This window comes from bacterium (assembly GCA_009926305.1).
Lineage (GTDB): Bacteria > Bdellovibrionota_C > UBA2361 > UBA2361 > RFPC01 > RFPC01.
Window position 1 is genome coordinate 1 of the sequence record RFPC01000013.1, and the last position, 20425, is coordinate 20425.

Genomic DNA, 20425 nt, shown 5'->3' on the forward strand with positions numbered 1-20425 from the left:
CAGAGGCCAGGTCATCAGAAGGACTTGCCTCAGCAGCCTCTACACTTTCCGACCGGTCTCGACTTCGCCGCCGAATGACATTCCCCTTGCGCCGCTCAACAACTGTCTTCGTCTCGCCTGTATCTTTATCGACACGACGACGAATTACTTCGCTAGACTTTTTCTCTCCCGCCGCACTCCGGAGCAAAGCCCGTCGAATCTGATCGGCATCAAGCGGATCGAGCGAATTCGAGTGTGAGCGCACTCCGGCTATTCCTAGCTCCTGCGCTTTCGTAATAACTACCTTATTTTCTACTCCAAGCTCTTTTGCAAGCTCGTATACACGCATCTTTGCCATATTAGTCCATCGCCTCTCTTTTTATCTGTGCATTTTCCCTGAGCTTTACCTGACTACTGACATCAAATCGTGTCGTTGCAGACGTTGCGTTGTCGTATCCTTCCCCCTTTACGACAATCAGTTTTAGTAAGTCTTGTGCTCGTTGTTCAGAAATATTTTCTCGAAAAGCTCGCTGCAAGCGTTGGGGCAAGCAGGCACGTTTGGTGCATTCTATTGAATCATGCACATAGGCCGTTCGACCTGTTACCCACGGTGGACGTCTCCATGTAACAGATGGTCGGAGCACTCCCCAAGTACGGCCGCTGCATGACGATGCTCCGAACTGAAGCTTGCAATCATTCTTTGACGGCATGGGCTGATAGTTGTTCTGCTTCAGCTGATCCAGAGAAATTGAAAAAATCTGTATCAGACTGCCCTGTTCAGCCCTTTCTCGACAGCCGAGGCACATGCGAGTAGGCGGTTGAGCTAACGACGCACCTCCATATGGCGATACCCGAAAAACGCGTGGGGCGTTTCCTCCAGACACTGCCAGCACGGGTAACTCCCGTTCATCTCTGTCCAGAGTATAATCGATTGCTTGTTTCGCCATCCTACCCTTCTAAATCCGCGCTTCGTTCTCACGATGTCCGTACCACTCAGTGAACTATCTCGATGCTACAGCAAACGAGAGGTTGAGCCTGAGCGAAAGAACGTATTCGTGGCTTCCTTGATTTCTTCTAGCTCTTGTTCGCCGACGACTCCTCTTTCCAGCAGCTCCTCATAATCTGCACTTACAAGACTCTGAATGGTTGAGTACCCAGATTCAACGAGCTTTTCCTGAAGCTCACTCCCCAGCATAAGCCGATCAAGATCAGAGAGAGTTTCCAATGGCTCCGAGGTTTCGCCCAGCTCCAGTGGGTCTGTGGCTGCATCTACCAGCTCTTTTGCCGAGGCCGAGACTGCCTCGGCAAGCTCTTGTGAAAATCCATCGATTTCTGCGATGTCTTCAATCGAGGCCTCAGCAACTTCTCGTACCGTCCTATATCCTTCTTGGAAGAGGCGCTCAGACTGCATAAAATCAAGGCCTGGTATCGCCTCTAGAGCGGTACGTGCCCTCTTCGCTTCCTCCTCTGCTACGGAAACGCTCCGAACATCTATTCTCCATCCACTGAGCTTGCTCGCTAGCTTCACGTTCTGACCCCGACGACCGATGGCAAGCGACAGCTGATCATCTGCCACAATGACCTCCATCGAGTGCTCATCTTCATCAACAACAACCCGGCTGACTTCAGCTGGAGAAAGTGCTCGCGCAACAAACGAGGGTTCATCGGGAGTCCATGTAATAATGTCGATTCGCTCTCCGCGAAGCTCCTGCACTACCGCCTGTACCCGAGATCCCTTCACACCAACACATGCACCGACTGGATCAATGCTCGTTTCGTTCGAATGTACTGCAATCTTCGCTCGTTCTCCCGGCTCTCTAGCGACGCCTTTGATCTCTATGACTCCCTCACTAATTTCTGGCACCTCTAACTTGAAGAGCTCTTTAAGAAAATCTGGATGCGAACGAGTAAGAATAATCTGTGGTCCACGAGCAGATGGATCAATATCAAGAATCATTCCTCGAATTCGGTCCCCTTGACGGTATCGCTCCCGAGCAATCTGTTCTCTCCGTGGGCACACCGCTTCCGTACGACCCAGATTGACAATAAGGTTTCCACGATCATATCGCTGAACGATACCGTTTATGAGATCTCCCTTGCTGTCTTTATACTCTTCAAAAATAACTCCACGCTCTGCATCACGTACTTTCTGGATGATAACCTGCTTCGCAGTTTGCGCCGCGATACGCCCGAGCAATTCAGTATCAAGCTTACGCCCGAGTTCATCACCAACCATTGCATCGGGGTCATATTCGGCTCGAGCTTCCTCTAGCGTAATCTGAATATCAGGATCTTCGACTTTTTCCACCACTGTCTTAAAGACCAACACCTCAACCGTACCCAGCTCCGCATCGTACTGAGTCTCTAGGTTTAGGTTGTGTCCGTAATGTTTGCGAGCAGCTGAAAGCATCGCCGACTCGATTACTTCGACCAGTATTTCCTGATCTATGCCTTTATCTCTTCCTAGCTGCCCAATAACAGCTCTTAGATCATACGTCATTGTCTCTTTCCCTTTTTCTCAGGTGTAGAAAAATCAAAATCTATTCTTGCTGACGAAATATCAGCAAATGGAATCTTCCAAACTTCGGCGTTCGACTGCTCCTTCAGTTCAACCGTCTCAGAATCTGCAGCTAAAACGAATCCAGTAATTGTGCGGTCTCGTCCCTCTGCATCAATAAACGCCTTTATTCGTACACGTTCTCCGATAGCCGCCTTAAAATGTTTAAGCGTCCTAAGCTTTCTATTCACTCCCGGACTTGAAACCTCCAGAAGCGAATGCTCTCCCAGAAATTGATCAAACCGGTCTAACGCCGACAGTTTTCGTGAAATCGAAGCGCAGTCATCCAACGTTACGCCCCGATCCCCTTCAAGGGGAGCGCGCTGTGGTTGCCTGTCAGATGAGCATTCAACCTGAACCCTATCAGACGCCTGACCATCGCCAGTTGGACGACAAAGATAGACGCGAATAACAGTTCTTCCACCAGATGAGGACGGGGAACTCCGCTCTATGTCATAGAGCTCAAGACCCTCTTGAAGCACTACTGGCTCCACAAGTTCCCACAACTCTTGAAATGTATGGCCTACCTGATTCATCTCCAAACTTCTTTTGTACACGACTCCCATTATGCAACGTTCGACAGCCGCCTCCTTCTCCTCGCGACAAAGATGCTCCGGCAATGGGGAGTTAGCGGCACTGTTTCGCCTCTCACTCACCCTTCCCAGACAAACCTCAGCGAAGAGAAAGAGGACACCTAAGCCCTCAGATTGTATCTTGAGAATTCAGGGTCCAGCTTATGCGATTCAAAAGTAGTAACAGCCTCCAGAGTGACAAGGTCCCTGGCCACCTACCACGCTCAACCCGACATCTCTGCGAGTTGAAATCCCATAAGCTTGGCTTGCTTATCGAACAGCAAACCGGTGATGCGTACGAGAGTAAAAGTCCTCTCCATCACCACGAAATTCTAAACAAAATAGGGAACTTGTCAATAGAATCGAAACTTTCGGTGCGGTCGCTCTCCCCTCTCAACGATGAGACTTCCAGCATTCATCGCGTTGCCCGCTCATACCTCTTCATGAACAGACGCTTGCACCGTAAAATAACACATTCAACTGTATTTCCAGCATGTTAGAGCCGACTTGCAAGCGCGCTCACGGCTGGCCACAATGACTGCTCACAACTACTCAAGTACGAAAAGAACCTCAACAACTACTTCTCACCAGCCCATTCAGTATGAAAGACACCTTCTCTATCCACTCTCTCGTATGTATGTGCCCCAAAGTAGTCTCGCTGCGCCTGAATCAGATTTTGCGGCAAAAATGCAGTCGTAAACGACTCTAGGTAGCTTAACGCAGAGCTCAATCCAAGAACGGGAACGCCTGCCAGTGCGGAAGTGGCGACAACTTTTCTCAATCCAGCTAGGGAATCCTCGAGCTGCTTTTGTAGGGTCCCTGCAAATATCAAGTTTGAAAGCTTAGGAGATTCTCTAAAAGCTTCAGAGATTTCAGAAAGAAGTGCAGCGCGAATGATGCATCCTCCTCTCCATAGCTTCGCAATGCGATCTAACTTCAGGTTCCAGTTATAAACTCGAGAGCTTTCCTGAATAAGTGCCATCCCCTGTGCATACGCTATCACCTTACCAGAGAAGAGAGCCTGCTCTATGCAATCAACTTCAAGCGATTCCAGATCTTGATTTGCCAGATCTTGATTTGACTGTAATTTATCAAATCGACTCGCACCCTCGACTCTCAATTCCTTTAACGCACTCATTCCGCGAGCATCCACTGCCGCAGAAATTGTCGGGATTGGGACCCCCAACTCTAAACTTGCCTGAACAGTCCATCGACCAGTTCCCTTTTGCCCTGCCTTGTCAAGAATCAAATCAACAAGTGATTGAGACGAGTCCTCTGACTTCTTTCTTAAAATATCTACGGTGATCTCCATCAAATAAGAATTGAGTCTCCCCCTATTCCATTTGCTGAAAAACGAGGCTATTGATTCATTATCAAGTCGCAATACCTCTTTCATAAAAAAATAGGCCTCGGCTATCAGTTGCATATCTGCGTACTCAATGCCGTTGTGTACCATCTTTACAAAATGCCCAGCTCCTCCAGGCCCAACATAGTCAGTGCATGGTTCACCATCGACTTGTGCCGCAATTTTTGCAAAAAGCTCTGAGCAGTGCTCCCAAGTTTTTTGACTGCCTCCCGGCATAATCGAAGGTCCACGCAAAGCGCCTTCTTCTCCCCCTGAAATTCCGACTCCTAGAAACTCAATGCCGTTTTCGGCACAGGTTTGCACCCTCCGCTCAGTATCAGTGTACAGAGCATTGCCCCCATCGATTATAATATCTCCTTTTTCAAGATGTGGTATCAGCTCATCAAGAACATGATCCACTGCAGGGCCCGCCTTGATCATTAAAATAATACTCCGTGGAGAGGCAGTCTTTTCAATAAGCTCCTCAATCGAAAAAGCACCGATAAAGCGTTGATCTGGGAATCGATTAAGGAATTCCTCTGTAACCTTCGCGGTACGGTTATAGATTGTTACCGGAAATCCTCTGCTTTCTATATTACGGGCGAGGTTTTCCCCCATTACCGCTAGTCCGAATACTGCTACGTGGGGAAATGGAGTTGTTGTCATGATTCTCCTACGAATGAAAGCCACTACCGTACGTGTGTCCATACGGCCTAATTAAACTTGCACAGATAGCACCTCGAGTATACTCCTAGCCAAAATTTTTTTCATGAGCGACTACCAAACCCAACTACGGTAATGGCCAATCAATTCCCTCTTCAACAAATGAGGCTACCTTCACTTCGCTTTTTCCGTATTCTATCTGATAGAGCTCCCCTTCGCTTAACTCTATTGCGGTGAGTTTACTGCCATATACAAGTCCAGTGTCGATCCCTATTTTATAAGGCAAGTGAAACTTCACCTGTTCGAATGGGGTATGTCCGTAAATAATTATTTTGCGAAACGAATGAATATTACTTATGAATTCGTTCCGTATCCAAAAAATATCATCGTCAATCTGATGAGAGAGTGGACGTAGCGCGTTCAGTCCCGCATGCACAAAAACAAACTTTTCTGATACAATATACCGAGTTAATTGCTCGAAAAATTGCATATGGCTCTTAGGAATCTGAGTAAGAGCATCCTCTGGTCTTGGGTCACTCTTCAGGCCATAGCTTTCAAGACACTCTCGTCCACCGTTGTGAAGGTAGGAGGAGGCTGATTCACTCCCCTCTTCAAAGAGCCAATCGAGAAGCATCTCTTCATGATTTCCCTTCAAGAAGTAGTTATCTGACTTCAGACGACTTTTCAAACTCAAGAGGCATTGAATAACCTCCTTGGATGCTGGGCCTCGGTCAATATAGTCACCAATGAATATTAAAGCATCGCCAGCGCCGAGATCTTTCTCTCTCTCGATAAAATCTACAAGGGTGTTTAGCTCGGCAACACAACCGTGCACATCTCCTATAACAAACACTCGACGCCCATTAAAAGAACAGGTGAGGTGCTCCGCATCAGCTTGAAGATCGCTATCTTGATCATCTACGTCCGAGTATGAGCCCTGCTTTTTGCGCCCTTTTGAAACGTTTGTTTTGCCAGCGGTCATAAACCCCTTCCAATGAGTAACGATCACAGATTCTAGCTGCCGCACCTCCAGCATATGCCGATTGTAGGGATATGAGCTAGGGAAGAATACTAGCCGTCATTCAGTTTGAGTACAGCAAGAAATGCCTCCTGAGGAATACTTACTTTCCCCACCTGCTTCATTCTTTTCTTTCCGCGTTTTTGCTTTTCTAAAAGCTTTCGCTTCCGAGTAATGTCCCCACCATAACACTTAGCAGTCACATTTTTTCTCAAGGCCTTCACTGTTGAACGTGCAATAATCCGAGTTCCGATTGCAGCTTGAATCGCCACATCAAACATCTGACGCTCAATGACCTCTTGGAGCTTCTCTGTAAGCAATTTTCCGCGTTGATAGGCGGCTTCACGATGAACGACAACACTCAGGGCATCCACCACATCACCATTGAGCATTACATCGAGCTTCACGAGCGGAGCAGCTTCATAGCCTACCATTTCATAATCGAAAGAGGCGTATCCTTTGGTCGCACTCTTCATCCGATCATGAAAATCAAGCACTATTTCACTCAAAGGAAGATTGTAATGAACTACTGCTCGGTCAGCTACTGGAAAGCTGAGATTTGTCTGACGGCCGCGCTTCTCCTCACAAAGTCCTAAGACGGCACCAAGATACTCTTTCGGACAATGGATAGTAGCATCAACACGAGGCTCTTCGATTATGCTCATCTCCTGAGCTGGAGGTAACATACTTGGATTATCTACAAGAATTATTTCTCCTGATTCTGTAGTCACACGCAGGACGACAGAAGGAGCCGTAGTAATAAGATCGAGTTCAAACTCTCTCTCAAGCCGCTCTTGTATAATCTCCATGTGGAGCATACCTAGGTATCCACATCGAAATCCAAAGCCAAGAGCTACTGATGTCTCGGGCTCAAAAGTAAATGAAGCATCATTTAATCGGAGCTTATCAAGAGCGGTACGGAGTGATTCATAATCGGCAGCATCAACCGGAAACAAGCCACCAAAAACCATAGGCTTTACTTCCTTAAAACCTGCCAGCGGCTCCGCAGCCAATCCTTTAAGATGCGTGACGGTGTCTCCGATCTTTACGTCCTGAAGGGTTTTTATTGCGGCTGAGAAATATCCCACATCGCCAGCAGTGAGTTCTGGAACTTCAACCGGGTGCGGCGTAAAGACTCCCATTTTATAGACTTCATACTCTGCTTTCGATGAGAGAAACTGAATCTTATCCCCAGGACGCAATGTTCCAGAAACAATACGGACTTGCACCACGACACCTAAATACGAATCAAACCATGAGTCATATACCATAGCTCGAAGAAGTCCGTCGTCGAATGGCTCTTTCGGAGGAGGAACTTTCTCTACAATAGCCTCAAGCAAATTCTCTACGCCCAGACCTGTTTTGGCGCTTACATGAATTGCTTCTGTTGCATCTAACCCGATGACATGCTCAATTTCCTCACTGACCTTATCGACATCGGCACTCTCAAGATCAATCTTATTGAGCACTGGCACTATTTCGAGATCGTTCTCAATGGCAACAAAAACATTGGCAAGCGTTTGAGCTTCAACCCCCTGAGTAGCATCGACCACTAGCAATGCGCCCTCACATGCCGCAAGACTGCGAGACACCTCATAGTGGAAATCAACATGTCCCGGCGTATCAATGAGGTTTAATGTATAGATGTTGCCGTTTTTTGCTTTATATGGAATTCGCACTGTTTGCGCTTTAATCGTAATCCCACGCTCTCGTTCGAGTTCCAATTTATCCAAGAACTGCTCTTGCATTTCTCTCTGTTGCAGGGCTCCAGTACACTCAAGAAGCCTATCCGCAAGAGTAGACTTCCCATGATCAACGTGGGCTATGATGCTAAAGTTTCGTACTCTTTCTCTTGGGGTCACCCTACTGTCTCCGTGCAATGATGAGCTTGGCTTTTTGCCATCATATTTCGCTTAAGCTTTATCACGAGTAGGCTCCTTTTCATGACTTATTGCGCGTTGTCTCTCGATGTATACGATTGAAGTGTCTGACTCAAGCCAGAATGCAACGTTTCCCTCGTGCTCCAGCCAAGCATATCAGCTGCAGCTCTCGGATCGATCGCACTCCTGCTCTGTTCACCCTCTCGCGCAGGGGCAAAAATAAGCTCCGAATCGCTGTTCGCCACATTTTTCATGATGGCAAACAACTCACTAACCGACGTTTCAATACCAGTTCCGATATTAAAGCACCCTGCATCTCGTCTCTCTTGAATGGCTGCTATAACTGCCTCAACCACATCTCCAACATATATGAAATCTCTAGTCTGGGAACCATCACCGAAAATTGTACACGCCTCTCCCTTTAATAAGCGTTCAGCAAATATTGCAACAACCCCGGCCTCTCCATGAGGATTCTGTCTGGGACCATAAACATTTCCCAGCCTCAATACAGTGTACGATAGTCCGATTAGACGGTGCCAGAAATCAAGATAAAGCTCTCCGAATCGCTTGTGTAATCCATATAAGCTCTCTGGCAATATCGGCGCACTCTCGTTCGTTGGAACGGAGTCAGTATCTCCATATATTGCACCCCCAGTCGAAAGAAACACCACGTGGGGTGCCTCGTTTGCCAGCTGCTTGAGCGCATTGAGCATTTTCAAAAATCCGACTACATTCACCGCCGCATCGAGGCCGGGATCCTCCATACTGGTTCGCACTGAGATTTGGGCAGCTGCATGGATCAGAATCTGCGGTTGAAATTCTAGAACTGCTTCAATCGCAACAGATGAATCAATTGATGCCTCTAACAAGCGCACATCTTGAGGGACATTGCTCCGAAATCCAGAGGAGAGGTCATCAATGACAAGAATATCGTGAGAGTCCGACAACAGTCGGTCTACAATATGAGAACCTATAAATCCAGCACCACCGGTCACAACAACTCGCATTCCTCACTCCTTCTGAGACTCTTTTCTTTAAGACTCATGCACAATGAGCCAAACCACACAGTTGGTCCCTATCCCGACCAATCTCACCTCTCTCCCAAGCCAGAACTCTCCTCAAGAAATTGCCATTCCGCTTTCCATTCATACTGAAAGGCGATCTCGAAAATCTGAAATAGTCTTCTTCAGCCCTTCTTCAACGGTCACGAGAGGCTGCCAATTCAACTTTTCATGTGCCAGAGAAATATCTGGTCTTCGTCGCGTTGGATCGTCTTGCGGAAGCGGCTTGTTTTCTACCTGCGAGGAGCTACCAGTAAGATCAAGAATCTTTCCCGCGAGATCTTTGATGGTAAACTCCTCCGGATTCCCAAGATTCACAGGGCCGAAGAATCCATCTGCATTCATCATCGCTATCAATCCAGACACAAGATCACTAACGAAACAGAACGAGCGGGTTTGTTGTCCATCACCGAAAAGAGTGATTGGCTCTTGCTTCAATGCTTGAACAATGAAGTTTGAGACTACTCGTCCGTCATCGAATAACATTCTCGGTCCATAGGTATTGAAAATTCTTACAATCCGAGTATCCACTCCATGCTCAACTCTATAACACTCGGTTAAGGTTTCAGCTACTCGCTTCCCCTCGTCGTAGCAACTCCGGGGTCCTATCGGGTTCACATTCCCCCAATACTCCTCCTGTTGTGGGTGCTGATGCGGATCGCCATATACTTCGGACGTCGAAGCAAGAAGAAAACGGGCACCCACCCTCTTTGCAAGACCCAACATGTGTATGGTCCCTAGGACATTCGTCTTAACCGTTTTTATCGGATTGTGCTGATAATGAACTGGTGATGCTGGGCAAGCGAGATGGTAGATTTCGTCAACCTCTAATAAAATCGGCTCGGTGACATCCGCACGAATCACCTCAATTCGATCATCCTTGGTGTGATGACAGAGATTCACCTTACGACCCGTGAAGTAATTATCAAGCACGACAACATCATGCTTTTCCTCGACTAAGCGATCGACTAAGTGTGAGCCTATAAACCCAGCTCCGCCGGTTACAAGAACTCTTGCCATCTCTCCTCCTTGCCCACTAAATCACTTTCCTTAGGATGAATGATTCAATATTCGCCCTAACCAAGCATTCTTTTTCTCTTAGGCACTAGCATCCTACCCCTGGACGCCCAACCGAGTAATAGGTAAATTCGCGAGCCCTCATCTCCTCTAGACTGAAAATATTCCTTCCGTCGAAGATCATGCGCTCTGTGAGACTCTCGGCAATCCTATCAAAGTTCGGATGGCGGAACTCATTCCACTCGGTACAAATGAGAAGCGCGTCCGCGCCCTTCAGTGCAGCATAGCTTGAGTCTGCAAACTCTAGCCCTTCTCGAGGCCCAATAGCTGCGGAGAACGTCTCAACGGCTTCCGGATCATACGCTGAGACCTTTGCTCCAGCCTCTAACAGGCTGCGAATGGTGACGAGAGCCGGTGCCTCACGAACATCATCGGTCCGAGGCTTAAAAGCGAGACCCCATACCGCGAAGTGCTTCCCCTTCACCTCGTTTATGGAGCCATAATGCGCCTCTATCTGTTCTACCAACCACATTTTCTGAGCCGCGTTCACTCTTTCAACAGCCTCAGAAACATGCAACGGCACTCCATGCTCTTGAGCCGTCCGAACAAGTGCTTGAACATCCTTCGGAAAACACGATCCCCCATATCCGATCCCTGGAAACAAAAAGCTCATGCCGATTCGAGAGTCAGTACCAATCCCAACCCTAACGTTATCGATATCTGCACCAACCTTTTCGCACAGCCGAGAGACCTCATTCATGAAAGAAATTCGGGTCGCCAGCATCGCGTTTGCGGCGTACTTCGTCATCTCAGCAGATACAACATCCATTACAATAATTGGATTATTCGTACGAACAAAGGGAGCATATAACTTTCGCATGACGGTAGCTGAGCGCTCACTCGGCACCCCAACCACAACCCTGTCTGGTTTCATGAAGTCATCAATAGCAGCCCCCTCTTTCAAAAACTCGGGATTGCTCACGACCTCAAATTCATGATTGGTTTCCTTTGAAATCGCCTCGGTAACAAGAGCGGCAGTTCCTACCGGAACAGTTGACTTGTCCACGATAACTTTGGGGCCATTCATGTACTGGCCGATCCCTGAAGCGACTGCGAGTACATGCGAGAGATCTGCGGAACCATCCTCTCCCGGCGGGGTCCCCACTGCGATAAAGATAACGCTCGAGGCCTCCACGGCGTCCTTTAACGATGTCGTAAATTTTAATCGACCATTCTTCGTATTTCTCTGAACTATGTCGACTAAGCCTGGCTCATAAATTGGTATCTCACCATTAAGCAGGGCTTCTATCTTTGCCTCATCCTTATCAACACAGTGCACATCATTTCCAGAATCAGCAAAGCAGGCGCCTGCAACGAGACCGACATATCCTGACCCAACTATCGCTATTTCCACATGAACTCCTATCCCTTGCTCATCAACTGCCGCTAGACTAGCGCACAGGGGAGAAAAACTAAACCCTTTAACCCTTAGAGAACAAAGGAAATTGAGCTCTTGTCGCGTGAGATTGAAGCTCAATACGCGTTTCGGTTCCTGAAGCCTCGGAAGATGGTGAGAAAGAGAATTTTTAGGTCAAGGAGGAGTGACCAGTTCTCGATGTAGTACAGATCACACTCTATTCGCTTATCGATAGAGGTATCACCTCGCCAGCCATTGATTTGCGCCCATCCAGTAATACCCGCCGGCACCTTATGTCTTAACATATATCGAGGAATATGCCTCCGAAACTCTTTGATAAATACAGGCCGCTCCGGTCGAGGACCGACCATCGACATATCCCCACGAATAACGTTGACTAACTGCGGAAGCTCATCAAGACTCCACTTACGAAGCAAACCTCCGATTACTGTCACCCGACTATCCCCCTCTTTAGTCCAGCCAGGCCCTTGCTCCTCCGCGTCCGTTCGCATTGTTCGAAACTTCAAGATTGAAAAATGAGACCCATCCACGCTCACTCGTTCTTGCTGGAAAAAGATTGGTCCCCGAGAAGTAACTTTCACAAGAATTGCCAATACGAGCAAAATCGGAGAAAAGAGAACAAGCAGCAGGGAACCGAGTAAAACATCAAGAGATCTCTTCGCAACAAGATTGATTCCCTCGAGTTGGGTAGAACGAAGATTGATGACAGGGAGCCCCTCAAACTCTTCAATTTCTCCGCCAAGTGTCACAAATTGATAAATATCAGGAACAATCTTTACGTCCACCAATGAGTCTCCAATCTGCTCCATGACACCTGGGAGAAGAGCATTGTCCTCCAAAGGTAAGCAGACCATCACCTGATCAATATCCAGTTTCTGAATAAGTGGTGCCACATCATCATAGCCACCTAGTATTGGAACTCCTTTTGGTCCACGTGACTCTTCACCAGTCTTTGATAAACATCCCACAAGTTGAAACCCAAGCTCCCGATGTAAGCGCAGTCTTGTCGCTATATCCCCTGCCACATTACCCGCTCCTACAATCAGTAAGTAACGCAAATTATAGCCGCGACGACGAGCCTCTCTTAACAGAAAGCGAACAAAAGAACGTTGGAGGACAGTAGCAACCGTGGCTAAAACGCCAAAGTAAACGAAAACCAGACGCGAATATGGCACACTCTTTTCGCGGAGAAGGTAGGTAAAGGAAAGTAAGAGTAAAATCGATAACGCATTGGCATTCAGCAAAAGCCAAATCTCACGAATTCGACGCACCCCTCGCATTGGTCGATAAAGACCCATGCGTCGAAAGACAAAGGCCCATATCACCCAAATGAAAAGCAACATCATGAGGTAGCTGCCGAAATCGGGCACACCCTTATCTACTGGAATAACTCCCGATTCAAATCGAAGCCAGTAGGATAAAATCCACGCCACGGTAATCGCTATAAGGTCGGTACCGAGAAACAAGATTTCAAAGAGTTGTCGTTTCTGCTTCAACATCTGTTCAATACCTTTCTGATAGGGGCTTCAATCTGTTGGACATCACTTGTTGAATCCGCTCTTGTCATTGCTTGCTCTTCATCACATTGCTCAAAAGCTTCAGGGGCTGCTATTCCCTTCTTTTTGAGTAACTCAATCCATCCCTGTTGAAAAGCTGTAAGGGAGAATTTGCGTCCATGATGAATGGCTGTTTCAGCCTTACACTCTCCTTCAATCGAAATAAATTGCCTCAGAGCACTCACAAGAAGTCTTGGATACTCTGATTCCTCTAATCGCTGACCATGCTCCCGAATTGGAAAAAACACTCCTGCATGAACCGTAGAGTTCCAAGCCTCACCAAGCCACCATCTCCAACCCGGGATGGTCTCGCGCGTTGCTCCATGATACCCAGCAATTACAGGAGTTCCACTCAAAAGAGCCTCTATAGGTATAATCCCAAAGTCTTCCTTCGCGGGAAAAATCAACGCCCGAGCCTTCTGATATAACTCCCCAAGTTCACAATCTGTAACTGCACCGAGAAAGGAGACATTGTCACCCGCTTTTCGCTTGAGTTCTTCCTCAAGCGGACCAGAACCAACACACCAGAGCGGTAACTGCAACTCATTAAATGCTTCAATAATATGCTCCACCCCTTTGTATGGCACGAATGCACCGGCATAAAGGAATGGCCGCTGCTTCAGGTCTTGCATCGGTACCGATGTTTCCCATTTATTCATAACCGGCGGATATAAAACATCTGCTTTTCTCGAATAGAACTTTCTTATACGAGCTGCAATGAATCGACTAATACCAACAAAATGATCAACTTGAGACGCACCACGCCTGTCCCACCCCCTTAACAGTGCAATGAACGGTGCACAGAGGATTGAAATCGTCCGTCCAAGGTAAAAGGGCGCCATGTCCCAGATATAACGCATTGGGGTGAAACAGAAGCAAACATGGCAGCCAACGTTTTTATACGAAGCATTTTTTGCAATCGCATGGCTTAACGAAATTACGAGGTCGTAGTCTTGGACTTTGATAGAACGCGCCAACAGTGGAAATAAAGGGAGGAAGAGTCGATAGCGCTTTCGAAGGCGTGGAAATCTCTGCAACCACGATGTGCCACGTACTCGTCTATCAATTTCAGGAGTTGTTACACCTGGCTCATGCACCAGAGTATAAATATCAGCGTCCGGATACATCGAAAGGAACTCGGCAAGACACCGCTCCCCGCCTCTCATTCCAGTGATCCAATCATGTACCAGCGCTACTCTCATATCGGCTTAAACCATTACGTTGAATGTCATGAAAGTGGCTTCGTGACATTCATGGCGAATCTCCTATGCTACCTCTCGCTCTTCTAACACGATTTCTGAATTTGATTTATCATCTCGTTGCGAAACACATTCTGCATAGTGTGTGACGAGTTTATCTCCAATACGAATAGGATTTACTCGTTCCGCAAAATCTCTCCTCCAGTGACTAAGAACACCTTCGAGGTCGGCTCTTTCCGGACTCTCCTCATCAGCCATGAACTGCTCGATTGCTCCTATGAGGCTATCAAGTGAGAAATCATCGCATACGGTATCTTGCGGTGAGAGATTCTCCAACACCGCTGGAACCGGGCGTGAAATTACTGGTGTCCCTACCGATTGCGCTTCAATAACTGGCAGACAGTATCCCTCGCGAAAAGATGGAACAATCAGCGCTCGAGCCTGTTTGTAGAGTTGTCGAAGCTCGCCCTGTGAGACCGCTCCCAAAAGACGCACATCCCTTAATTCATCTGCGGAGCGCAAGAGCTGTTCTACCTTAATCAGATTCTCAGTGCCCTGCCCCACCAACACAAGTTGTGGGCGCTTTTTCTTGGATTTCTCCGCGCGCAATTCCAGGGTCTTAAAGGTCTGCAATAAATCCTCAACCCCCTTATGCGGCTTAACAGTAGAGAGCACACTCAGAAAGTACGGAGTTGTCAGACCAAAACGTGAGCGCAAGAGATCTGGCTGATTCTTTAGCTCCTGAAATGTGGGCGAGAGCGCATTTGGAATGACGACTGCCTTTCGCTTTACCCTCGGATGAAAGGCACAGAGTCGAAGGACATCATCTCGGGTTGCCCGACTAACGCACACGAGACTCTTCGCGCGCATTGCCGACGAATAGAGAAGAGGTGCCGAAAGGAATGGGTACGATGCTTTCTCAGGGTGTCGAATGTGAATCAGATCGTGGACTGTCACGACACACGGGCAAGATATACCGAAGGGCAACAAATAATTAGGAGTATGAAAGAGGTCAAAGCCGCTCCAGTCGAGTTCAAACTGAAGGGTAAATAATTCCGAGAAAGAAAATGGCCTCGCCTTCACCGTCAAGACGGTGAAATCTTTTGGCCACTGAATGCCCATACCACCGAAAGAATCGAAGAATTTGTCGGGATCAGCATCGTTAACAAGAACGGTGAGGCGCACGTCATGGTGCAGCAATCCGAATATTGCGTTTCGGATATAGACCCCGATGCCCCCGTCTTGGTATTTACGAGCATCAAAGCAAATATGAAGCGGTCTCCTTCGCGTCATTCCATTAACCCACTGTTGGTTTTTACTAAATCGTCAGTTCGTCAGGCTTTCCAATGGAAGTGAACTCTCCCCTTGCGACCTGAATCGCCTTAACCGTCGGACGTGATAAATCGGCTTCTCCTGGGACTCATGATAGGTGCGGGTAAGCACTTCTGCCAGCAATCCAAAAGCGAGAAATTGCACCCCTAAAATCAACAACAAGATCCCCAGAAGCAGGATTGGACGGTTCCCCAAAGGCACATGAAACAGAAACTTCTGGATAGTAATCAGTGCGAGAATAACGCCACCCGTCAACCCAGAGAGCAATCCGATTGAACCGAATAAGTGTATCGGACGCTTCGCAAATCCCAATAAAAACTTCACGGTAAGTAAGTCAAGAATAACTCGTATCGTTCGAGAGATTCCATACTTTGACGAACCATGAATTCGAGGTCGATGATTCACGGGCACTTCGGCAATCTTAGCTCCGAACTCAGCAGCCAGCGCTGGAATAAAGCGATGCATCTCCCCGTATAACTTAATACTCTTCGCTACATCACTCCTCATAACTTTCAAGGAACATCCATAGTCATGAAGGGAAACGCCCGTTGCCCACGATATGATACGATTCGCTATCCTACTGGGAAGCTTTCGGCTGATGAACGCATCCTGTCGATTTTTTCTCCATCCCGCTACGAGATCATATCCTTCATCTATTTTCTCAATCATCTTTCCGATTTCAGCGGGATCATTCTGCAAATCACCATCCATCGGCACCACAAATTCATATCGGGCGTGCTCAAAGCCTGCTGCCATCGCGGCGGTTTGTCCAAAGTTCCTTCGGAACTCAATGAGAACTACATTTCCATTGTTTTGAGCTGCTTCGGTCAGAATTTCAGGGGTACCATCTGAAGATCCATCATCAATAAATATGATTTCATACGGCTCCTGCAGGGGCGAAAGCACTGATATGAGCTCCTCAAGACACAGAGCTATGTTCTCAGATTCGTTATAAACTGGAACGACAACGGAAATTCCACGCATGGCATCTACTCCTTAAGGCCTGCTCAATGAATGCGACGACCTTGTTCTCACGCCACAGTATGCCCGTTCGTGAGATCCTAGCCAACCAGACATGAAAGAAATACGCCCAGTTGCAAAATTTACTCTTCTAATTCAGCACTTTAGCGCATAGCTGCTCGTAAGCGTCCGTGATCGTATCCCAGTTGAATAACTCACTGGCTCTACGCTTGGCCTCTTTACCAAAAGCGCTAACGCGTTCAGGAGAGCTGGCCAGATAGTGCATCAAGTCCGCTAAGCGCTTAAAATCATTCTTCGGATAGTAGAGACCCGCCCCGCCGAGAACCTCAAAGTGTTCCGGGACACCATTCGCCAGAATAGCACTTCCATAAGCCATCGCTTCAATCAGGGCAGGATGAGTACCACCCACCTCAGTCGCCTGTACGTACAACAGACAGTTATTTTGCAGCGCTCGATACGCATCTCCAAACTGATACCCCGTAAAGACAACTCGCGGACCAGCCGCTGATTTCACTCTTTCGATATACTCCGCCGCGTACGGGGCATCTCCCACGACTACGAGCGGTATCTCCACTCCTGAAGCTTCATAGGCTTGAACGACCCCAAGTGCATTATTTTCTGGCTCAAGACGGCTCACATACAAAATATAATTCTTTGGCAGCAAGCAAAACTCTTCAAGGATATCACTATTCTCTGCTGGAAGACCCTTGGCACCGTACGCAATCCGCTCTACAGAAAAACCATAGTGCGTTGCATAATAATCCCCTATCGAATAGGCATCAGCGACAACCTTCGAGCCAAACAACAACGAGCTGACCTCTCCCAGCCGATACCACCACCTTCCAAGGATGCCCCACTTGCTCCGCTTCCGCTCAATGCCATCAACATTAATAATCACTGGCATTCCGAAAAGTCGGGCGATAGAAGCAAAGACACTATTTGCGGCATTGCAAAGGACAATGACATCAACTCGAAAAAATATGAGGTAGATAAATGCCGTTAAAGAACTCAAAGGAGTTTCGGCATGTTTTCCAAACCAGGTCCACGTATTAACCCGCTTCACTCCATCAACATCACGAACTCGTTCATATGGGAAACATCTCGTACGGCCAAAGACGGTCACTTCATGACCCCGACCAACCAAACGCTTTGAGAGTTCTTCAGCGAAGGTTTCGAAGCCTCCGTAACGACCTGGTATCCCTCGAGTCCCAAGAATTGCTATCTTCACGAAATCCCTTTGTATCGGCTCAATGAGCCCTTTGCGAGTAAAATAAGCAACTAGAGCTCCCTTATCAACACCCCTTACCCCCTCTTGAATGAATTCTCTGGCAACAATGCGAGAAATTCGCTACGATTTTCGAGGGGTGCGCGTTGCTATGACAGGTTCCTCAAGCAAAGGGAAAACACCAAGTTCTAGGGGTCGTAAGACCCGAGCCCCAGAGCTTGCTACTCCAGCGCTCGCTTCTGATGGGCAGCCCAATTCTCTTCCTGAGCACAGTCCTGCTGGTTCTCTTCCTGAGCAAAGTCCTGCTGGTTCTTTTCCTGAGCAAAGTCCTGCTGGGAAAAACCCTACTGGAGAGAAGAACTCCACTGTAGAGAAGAACCATTCGTTGATAGGTGCGTCTTCACGCCCAACTCGCCATACCAGTCATTCAATTTCTGAAAGCGCGATAACCGAAGGCTCGGTGAAGGCGGATAGTGCTCCAAAATCCATCTCAAAGCTCCCTCATACTCAGCCCACACCATCCAAGCAGTCTCTGTCAAAAAGATTGAAATCGCCAAAACAGACCGCCCCTTTGACCAAAGAGCACTTCAGGCTCACACAACAAGACTCTACTCTCGCTCCGAGCACTGCAAGCCAAGCTCTTTCAAGTGAGAGAAAGGAAGAAATTTCATCCACAGGCCCCCCTGTTATTTCTTCTCGCTCGAGTGGCTCTAAAAAATTCATTTCTCGAGCGAGAGATAGGGAGACCTTAAGAGAATTATCCCGTGGCTATACAAAAACGCGCTCATATCTCGGACAAGTACCATTTTCAGCCTTACAACTCGCCATTCAAACCGCTCGCAAAACGGGCTCTTCCGTTCCTTCCCCAATGTTTCACTTGCCAGAGATTCTCTCCTACTGTCTTTCTTCAGACCTCTCAACGCTACTCCATTGCTCTGGTGATACCGAGGCAATCTTACGTATTCCAGAACAACAACTCAGAACTCAGGGCGGGCTACTCCTTCGCCATGTGCATTTTGATGATCGCTTCCGTGTTTTAAATACCTTAGAAGAAACTCTTCTTTCTGGGACCCCGAAAGTTTTTGCCTACCGATGGACCCCCCCAGATCCCGACACATCTCAGCTCTTAATTAATCACTGTGTTGCCAGCCAATCCGACATAGGAGAAGTCCTCACTGGTACGATTTTTAGGGTGTCTCCTGAACTCCAAGATGAACTAAACCTCCTGTTAGAAAAAAACATAAATTTCAACAACACATTCAATGACTCTAAGGAGGAATCACTTGGCCCCATCATAAACTCTCTGTTGCTTGGAGACGACTTAAGACCTATTTTAGGTCAAACAAGAAACGGCCCCGCTCACGCCCTCTTGCATCACATGAAACGGGTAAATGCGCTCTCATCTGAAGCACAGAGCCTGGAATCAGAACCCAACCGGGGAGTACCCTTCCTCCCAGAAGAGCGAGAGAGAGTCCTCTTCCGACAACTCGCGGACCGCGTCTCACGCAACCGAACATCAGCTACAGACACTCCGCCATCGGCAAAGGAGCACCTATTTTTCCGCGACAAAGTCTATCTCGCCTCATTAGAACGAATCGTTGAAAAGACCTTTTCTCCTCACTTTTTATTTACACTTAGAGATATCACCGCCAACTTCCTCAACTCGCACGAACTGAAAAGTTTACGATACTTGCGTGATTCATTGAGCACCGCCAAAACCTCTCTAGCAGACATAGAAAGAGACGTAGAAAGAATTCTCGCTTCACCTCTTTTAAGTTCTCAGCTAAGGATTGAAATGACCGACTTAAAGGAGGATATCTCGGCATCATTAAGCAATTTAACTCGTCAGGTGCTTACTCCATTTGTATCTGGTCAGGATCTCTTGCTGGAGAGTTTAGGCACGCTTTCGGGCGAGATCGGATGTGAAGTCGAACTCAAAGTCCAAGTAAAGCAACGTTCAATGTACATTTGGCGAAGTATTGCTGATGTTCTGATTGCGTATTTACAGAATATCAGTAAAGAACTCCTCCCCCTCGCAAATAAATCAACACAAACTGAAATCATCCTCAGTAGTATTAGCGGGAATGATATCCAGCTTCAATTTTCATTTACCGTTATTGGCAGTTCGGAACAGGCTCTCAATCAGCTCATGCAAACAATCGAGAGTTCACAAGAAAGAGATGCTCTTCATCCTGCACTTGCTCAGGAACTGGAACTCGTTCACGAAGAGGGCCAAAAGAACACAGCCAAAACGAGTAAAAACACTTATATCGTTAGAATGAATATCACCGCCATCGGAGCTATACATCCGAGAGGAACATCCCACGAGTAGTCCTCCACAAGTGGTTTCAGTGGGCGCCAAGAAAGTCAGAAGAACACGCCAATTTGAGGTAAAATAAAGATGTTGGTTGTTCTTTTATGCCAATAAAACGCTAAGGCATTAGAATTGCTCTACTTTACCAGCGATAGTCGAAGCAATTCTTTCGTAAAGTTTTAGCACATTATAAAAATATCTCCCATAACAATTTATGAGATAAGCCGCTGATTTTATGGTAAACTTTCGTAGTTTTCTCATTTTTAGAAGCGAACAAGCGCGTGAGGC

The 20425-nt window shown here is 47.4% G+C and carries 16 protein-coding genes; 1 reads left to right on the forward strand and 15 read right to left on the reverse strand.

Going from position 1 to position 20425, the window contains the following annotated elements:
• From EBR25_03700 to EBR25_03770, 15 genes are all read right to left on the reverse strand, one after another.
• A partial coding sequence (locus EBR25_03700) for a hypothetical protein (GenBank protein NBW40091.1) occupies nucleotides 1–337 on the reverse strand: 337 nt, incomplete at its 3' end.
• 1 nt (nucleotide 338) lies between these two features.
• Nucleotides 339–926, reverse strand: a complete 588-nt coding sequence (locus tag EBR25_03705) for a DUF448 domain-containing protein (GenBank protein ID NBW40092.1) — start codon at nucleotides 924–926, stop codon at nucleotides 339–341.
• A 65-nt stretch (nucleotides 927–991) separates the two neighbouring features.
• On the reverse strand, nucleotides 992–2479 hold the full coding sequence (gene nusA / locus EBR25_03710) for a transcription termination factor NusA (protein NBW40093.1): 1488 nt from the start codon (nucleotides 2477–2479) through the stop codon (nucleotides 992–994).
• Nucleotides 2476–3102, reverse strand: coding sequence for a ribosome maturation factor RimP (locus EBR25_03715; protein NBW40094.1), 627 nt, complete (start codon nucleotides 3100–3102; stop codon nucleotides 2476–2478). Before EBR25_03715 ends, nusA begins: the two co-directional genes overlap by 4 nt.
• 583 nt (nucleotides 3103–3685) lie before the next feature.
• Entirely contained in the window at nucleotides 3686–5119 is a 1434-nt protein-coding gene (gene gndA, locus EBR25_03720; protein ID NBW40095.1) for an NADP-dependent phosphogluconate dehydrogenase, read from the reverse strand.
• Nucleotides 5120–5243: 124 nt separating this feature from the next.
• A complete protein-coding gene (locus EBR25_03725; GenBank protein ID NBW40096.1) occupies nucleotides 5244–6152 on the reverse strand; it encodes a serine/threonine protein phosphatase in 909 nt (302 codons plus the stop codon).
• 35 nt (nucleotides 6153–6187) lie between these two features.
• The gene (locus EBR25_03730) at nucleotides 6188–8014 is read right to left on the reverse strand and encodes an elongation factor 4 (protein ID NBW40097.1); all 1827 of its coding nucleotides are present in this window, start codon (nucleotides 8012–8014) and stop codon (nucleotides 6188–6190) included.
• Between the two features lie 68 nt (nucleotides 8015–8082).
• Nucleotides 8083–9021 carry an NAD-dependent epimerase/dehydratase family protein gene (locus EBR25_03735; GenBank protein NBW40098.1) on the reverse strand — a complete coding sequence of 313 codons (939 nt, stop codon included), beginning with the start codon at nucleotides 9019–9021 and terminating at the stop codon, nucleotides 8083–8085.
• 138 nt (nucleotides 9022–9159) lie between these two features.
• Nucleotides 9160–10095 carry an SDR family oxidoreductase gene (locus tag EBR25_03740; protein ID NBW40099.1) on the reverse strand — a complete coding sequence of 312 codons (936 nt, stop codon included), beginning with the start codon at nucleotides 10093–10095 and terminating at the stop codon, nucleotides 9160–9162.
• Between the two features lie 85 nt (nucleotides 10096–10180).
• A complete protein-coding gene (locus EBR25_03745; GenBank protein ID NBW40100.1) occupies nucleotides 10181–11506 on the reverse strand; it encodes a UDP-glucose/GDP-mannose dehydrogenase family protein in 1326 nt (441 codons plus the stop codon).
• Nucleotides 11507–11625: 119 nt separating this feature from the next.
• The gene (locus tag EBR25_03750) at nucleotides 11626–13029 is read right to left on the reverse strand and encodes an undecaprenyl-phosphate glucose phosphotransferase (GenBank protein ID NBW40101.1); all 1404 of its coding nucleotides are present in this window, start codon (nucleotides 13027–13029) and stop codon (nucleotides 11626–11628) included.
• Nucleotides 13023–14288 (reverse strand): glycosyltransferase family 4 protein, encoded by a 1266-nt coding sequence (locus tag EBR25_03755; protein ID NBW40102.1) that lies wholly within the window; start codon nucleotides 14286–14288, stop codon nucleotides 13023–13025. Before EBR25_03755 ends, EBR25_03750 begins: the two co-directional genes overlap by 7 nt.
• Before the next feature lie 63 nt (nucleotides 14289–14351).
• Nucleotides 14352–15578 carry a glycosyltransferase family 1 protein gene (locus tag EBR25_03760; protein NBW40103.1) on the reverse strand — a complete coding sequence of 409 codons (1227 nt, stop codon included), beginning with the start codon at nucleotides 15576–15578 and terminating at the stop codon, nucleotides 14352–14354.
• A gap of 33 nt (nucleotides 15579–15611) precedes the next feature.
• A complete protein-coding gene (locus EBR25_03765) occupies nucleotides 15612–16601 on the reverse strand; it encodes a glycosyltransferase (protein ID NBW40104.1) in 990 nt (329 codons plus the stop codon).
• Between the two features lie 127 nt (nucleotides 16602–16728).
• Nucleotides 16729–17826: a glycosyltransferase gene (locus tag EBR25_03770; protein NBW40105.1), complete on the reverse strand. Its 1098-nt coding sequence runs from the start codon at nucleotides 17824–17826 to the stop codon at nucleotides 16729–16731.
• Nucleotides 17827–17914: 88 nt separating this feature from the next.
• On the opposite strand from EBR25_03770, the gene EBR25_03775 reads away from it, so the two are divergent.
• Complete coding sequence (locus EBR25_03775) at nucleotides 17915–20155, forward strand: hypothetical protein (protein ID NBW40106.1); 2241 nt, start codon at nucleotides 17915–17917, stop codon at nucleotides 20153–20155.
• Nucleotides 20156–20425: the final 270 nt, after the last annotated feature.

What these genes read in the sequence shown, in the direction of transcription:
- EBR25_03705 (NBW40092.1), bottom strand. Translation starts at nt 926, where the DNA reads ATGGCGAAACAAGCAATCGATTATACTCTGGACAGAGATGAACGGGAG.
- nusA (NBW40093.1), bottom strand. Translation starts at nt 2,479, where the DNA reads ATGACGTATGATCTAAGAGCTGTTATTGGGCAGCTAGGAAGAGATAAA.
- EBR25_03715 (NBW40094.1), bottom strand. Translation starts at nt 3,102, where the DNA reads ATGGGAGTCGTGTACAAAAGAAGTTTGGAGATGAATCAGGTAGGCCAT.
- gndA (NBW40095.1), bottom strand. Translation starts at nt 5,119, where the DNA reads ATGACAACAACTCCATTTCCCCACGTAGCAGTATTCGGACTAGCGGTA.
- EBR25_03725 (NBW40096.1), bottom strand. Translation starts at nt 6,152, where the DNA reads ATGCTGGAGGTGCGGCAGCTAGAATCTGTGATCGTTACTCATTGGAAG.
- EBR25_03735 (NBW40098.1), bottom strand. Translation starts at nt 9,021, where the DNA reads ATGCGAGTTGTTGTGACCGGTGGTGCTGGATTTATAGGTTCTCATATT.
- EBR25_03740 (NBW40099.1), bottom strand. Translation starts at nt 10,095, where the DNA reads ATGGCAAGAGTTCTTGTAACCGGCGGAGCTGGGTTTATAGGCTCACAC.
- EBR25_03750 (NBW40101.1), bottom strand. Translation starts at nt 13,029, where the DNA reads ATGTTGAAGCAGAAACGACAACTCTTTGAAATCTTGTTTCTCGGTACC.
- EBR25_03755 (NBW40102.1), bottom strand. Translation starts at nt 14,288, where the DNA reads ATGAGAGTAGCGCTGGTACATGATTGGATCACTGGAATGAGAGGCGGG.
- EBR25_03760 (NBW40103.1), bottom strand. Translation starts at nt 15,578, where the DNA reads ATGACGCGAAGGAGACCGCTTCATATTTGCTTTGATGCTCGTAAATAC.
- EBR25_03765 (NBW40104.1), bottom strand. Translation starts at nt 16,601, where the DNA reads ATGCGTGGAATTTCCGTTGTCGTTCCAGTTTATAACGAATCTGAGAAC.
- EBR25_03775 (NBW40106.1), top strand. Translation starts at nt 17,915, where the DNA reads ATGAATTCTCTGGCAACAATGCGAGAAATTCGCTACGATTTTCGAGGG.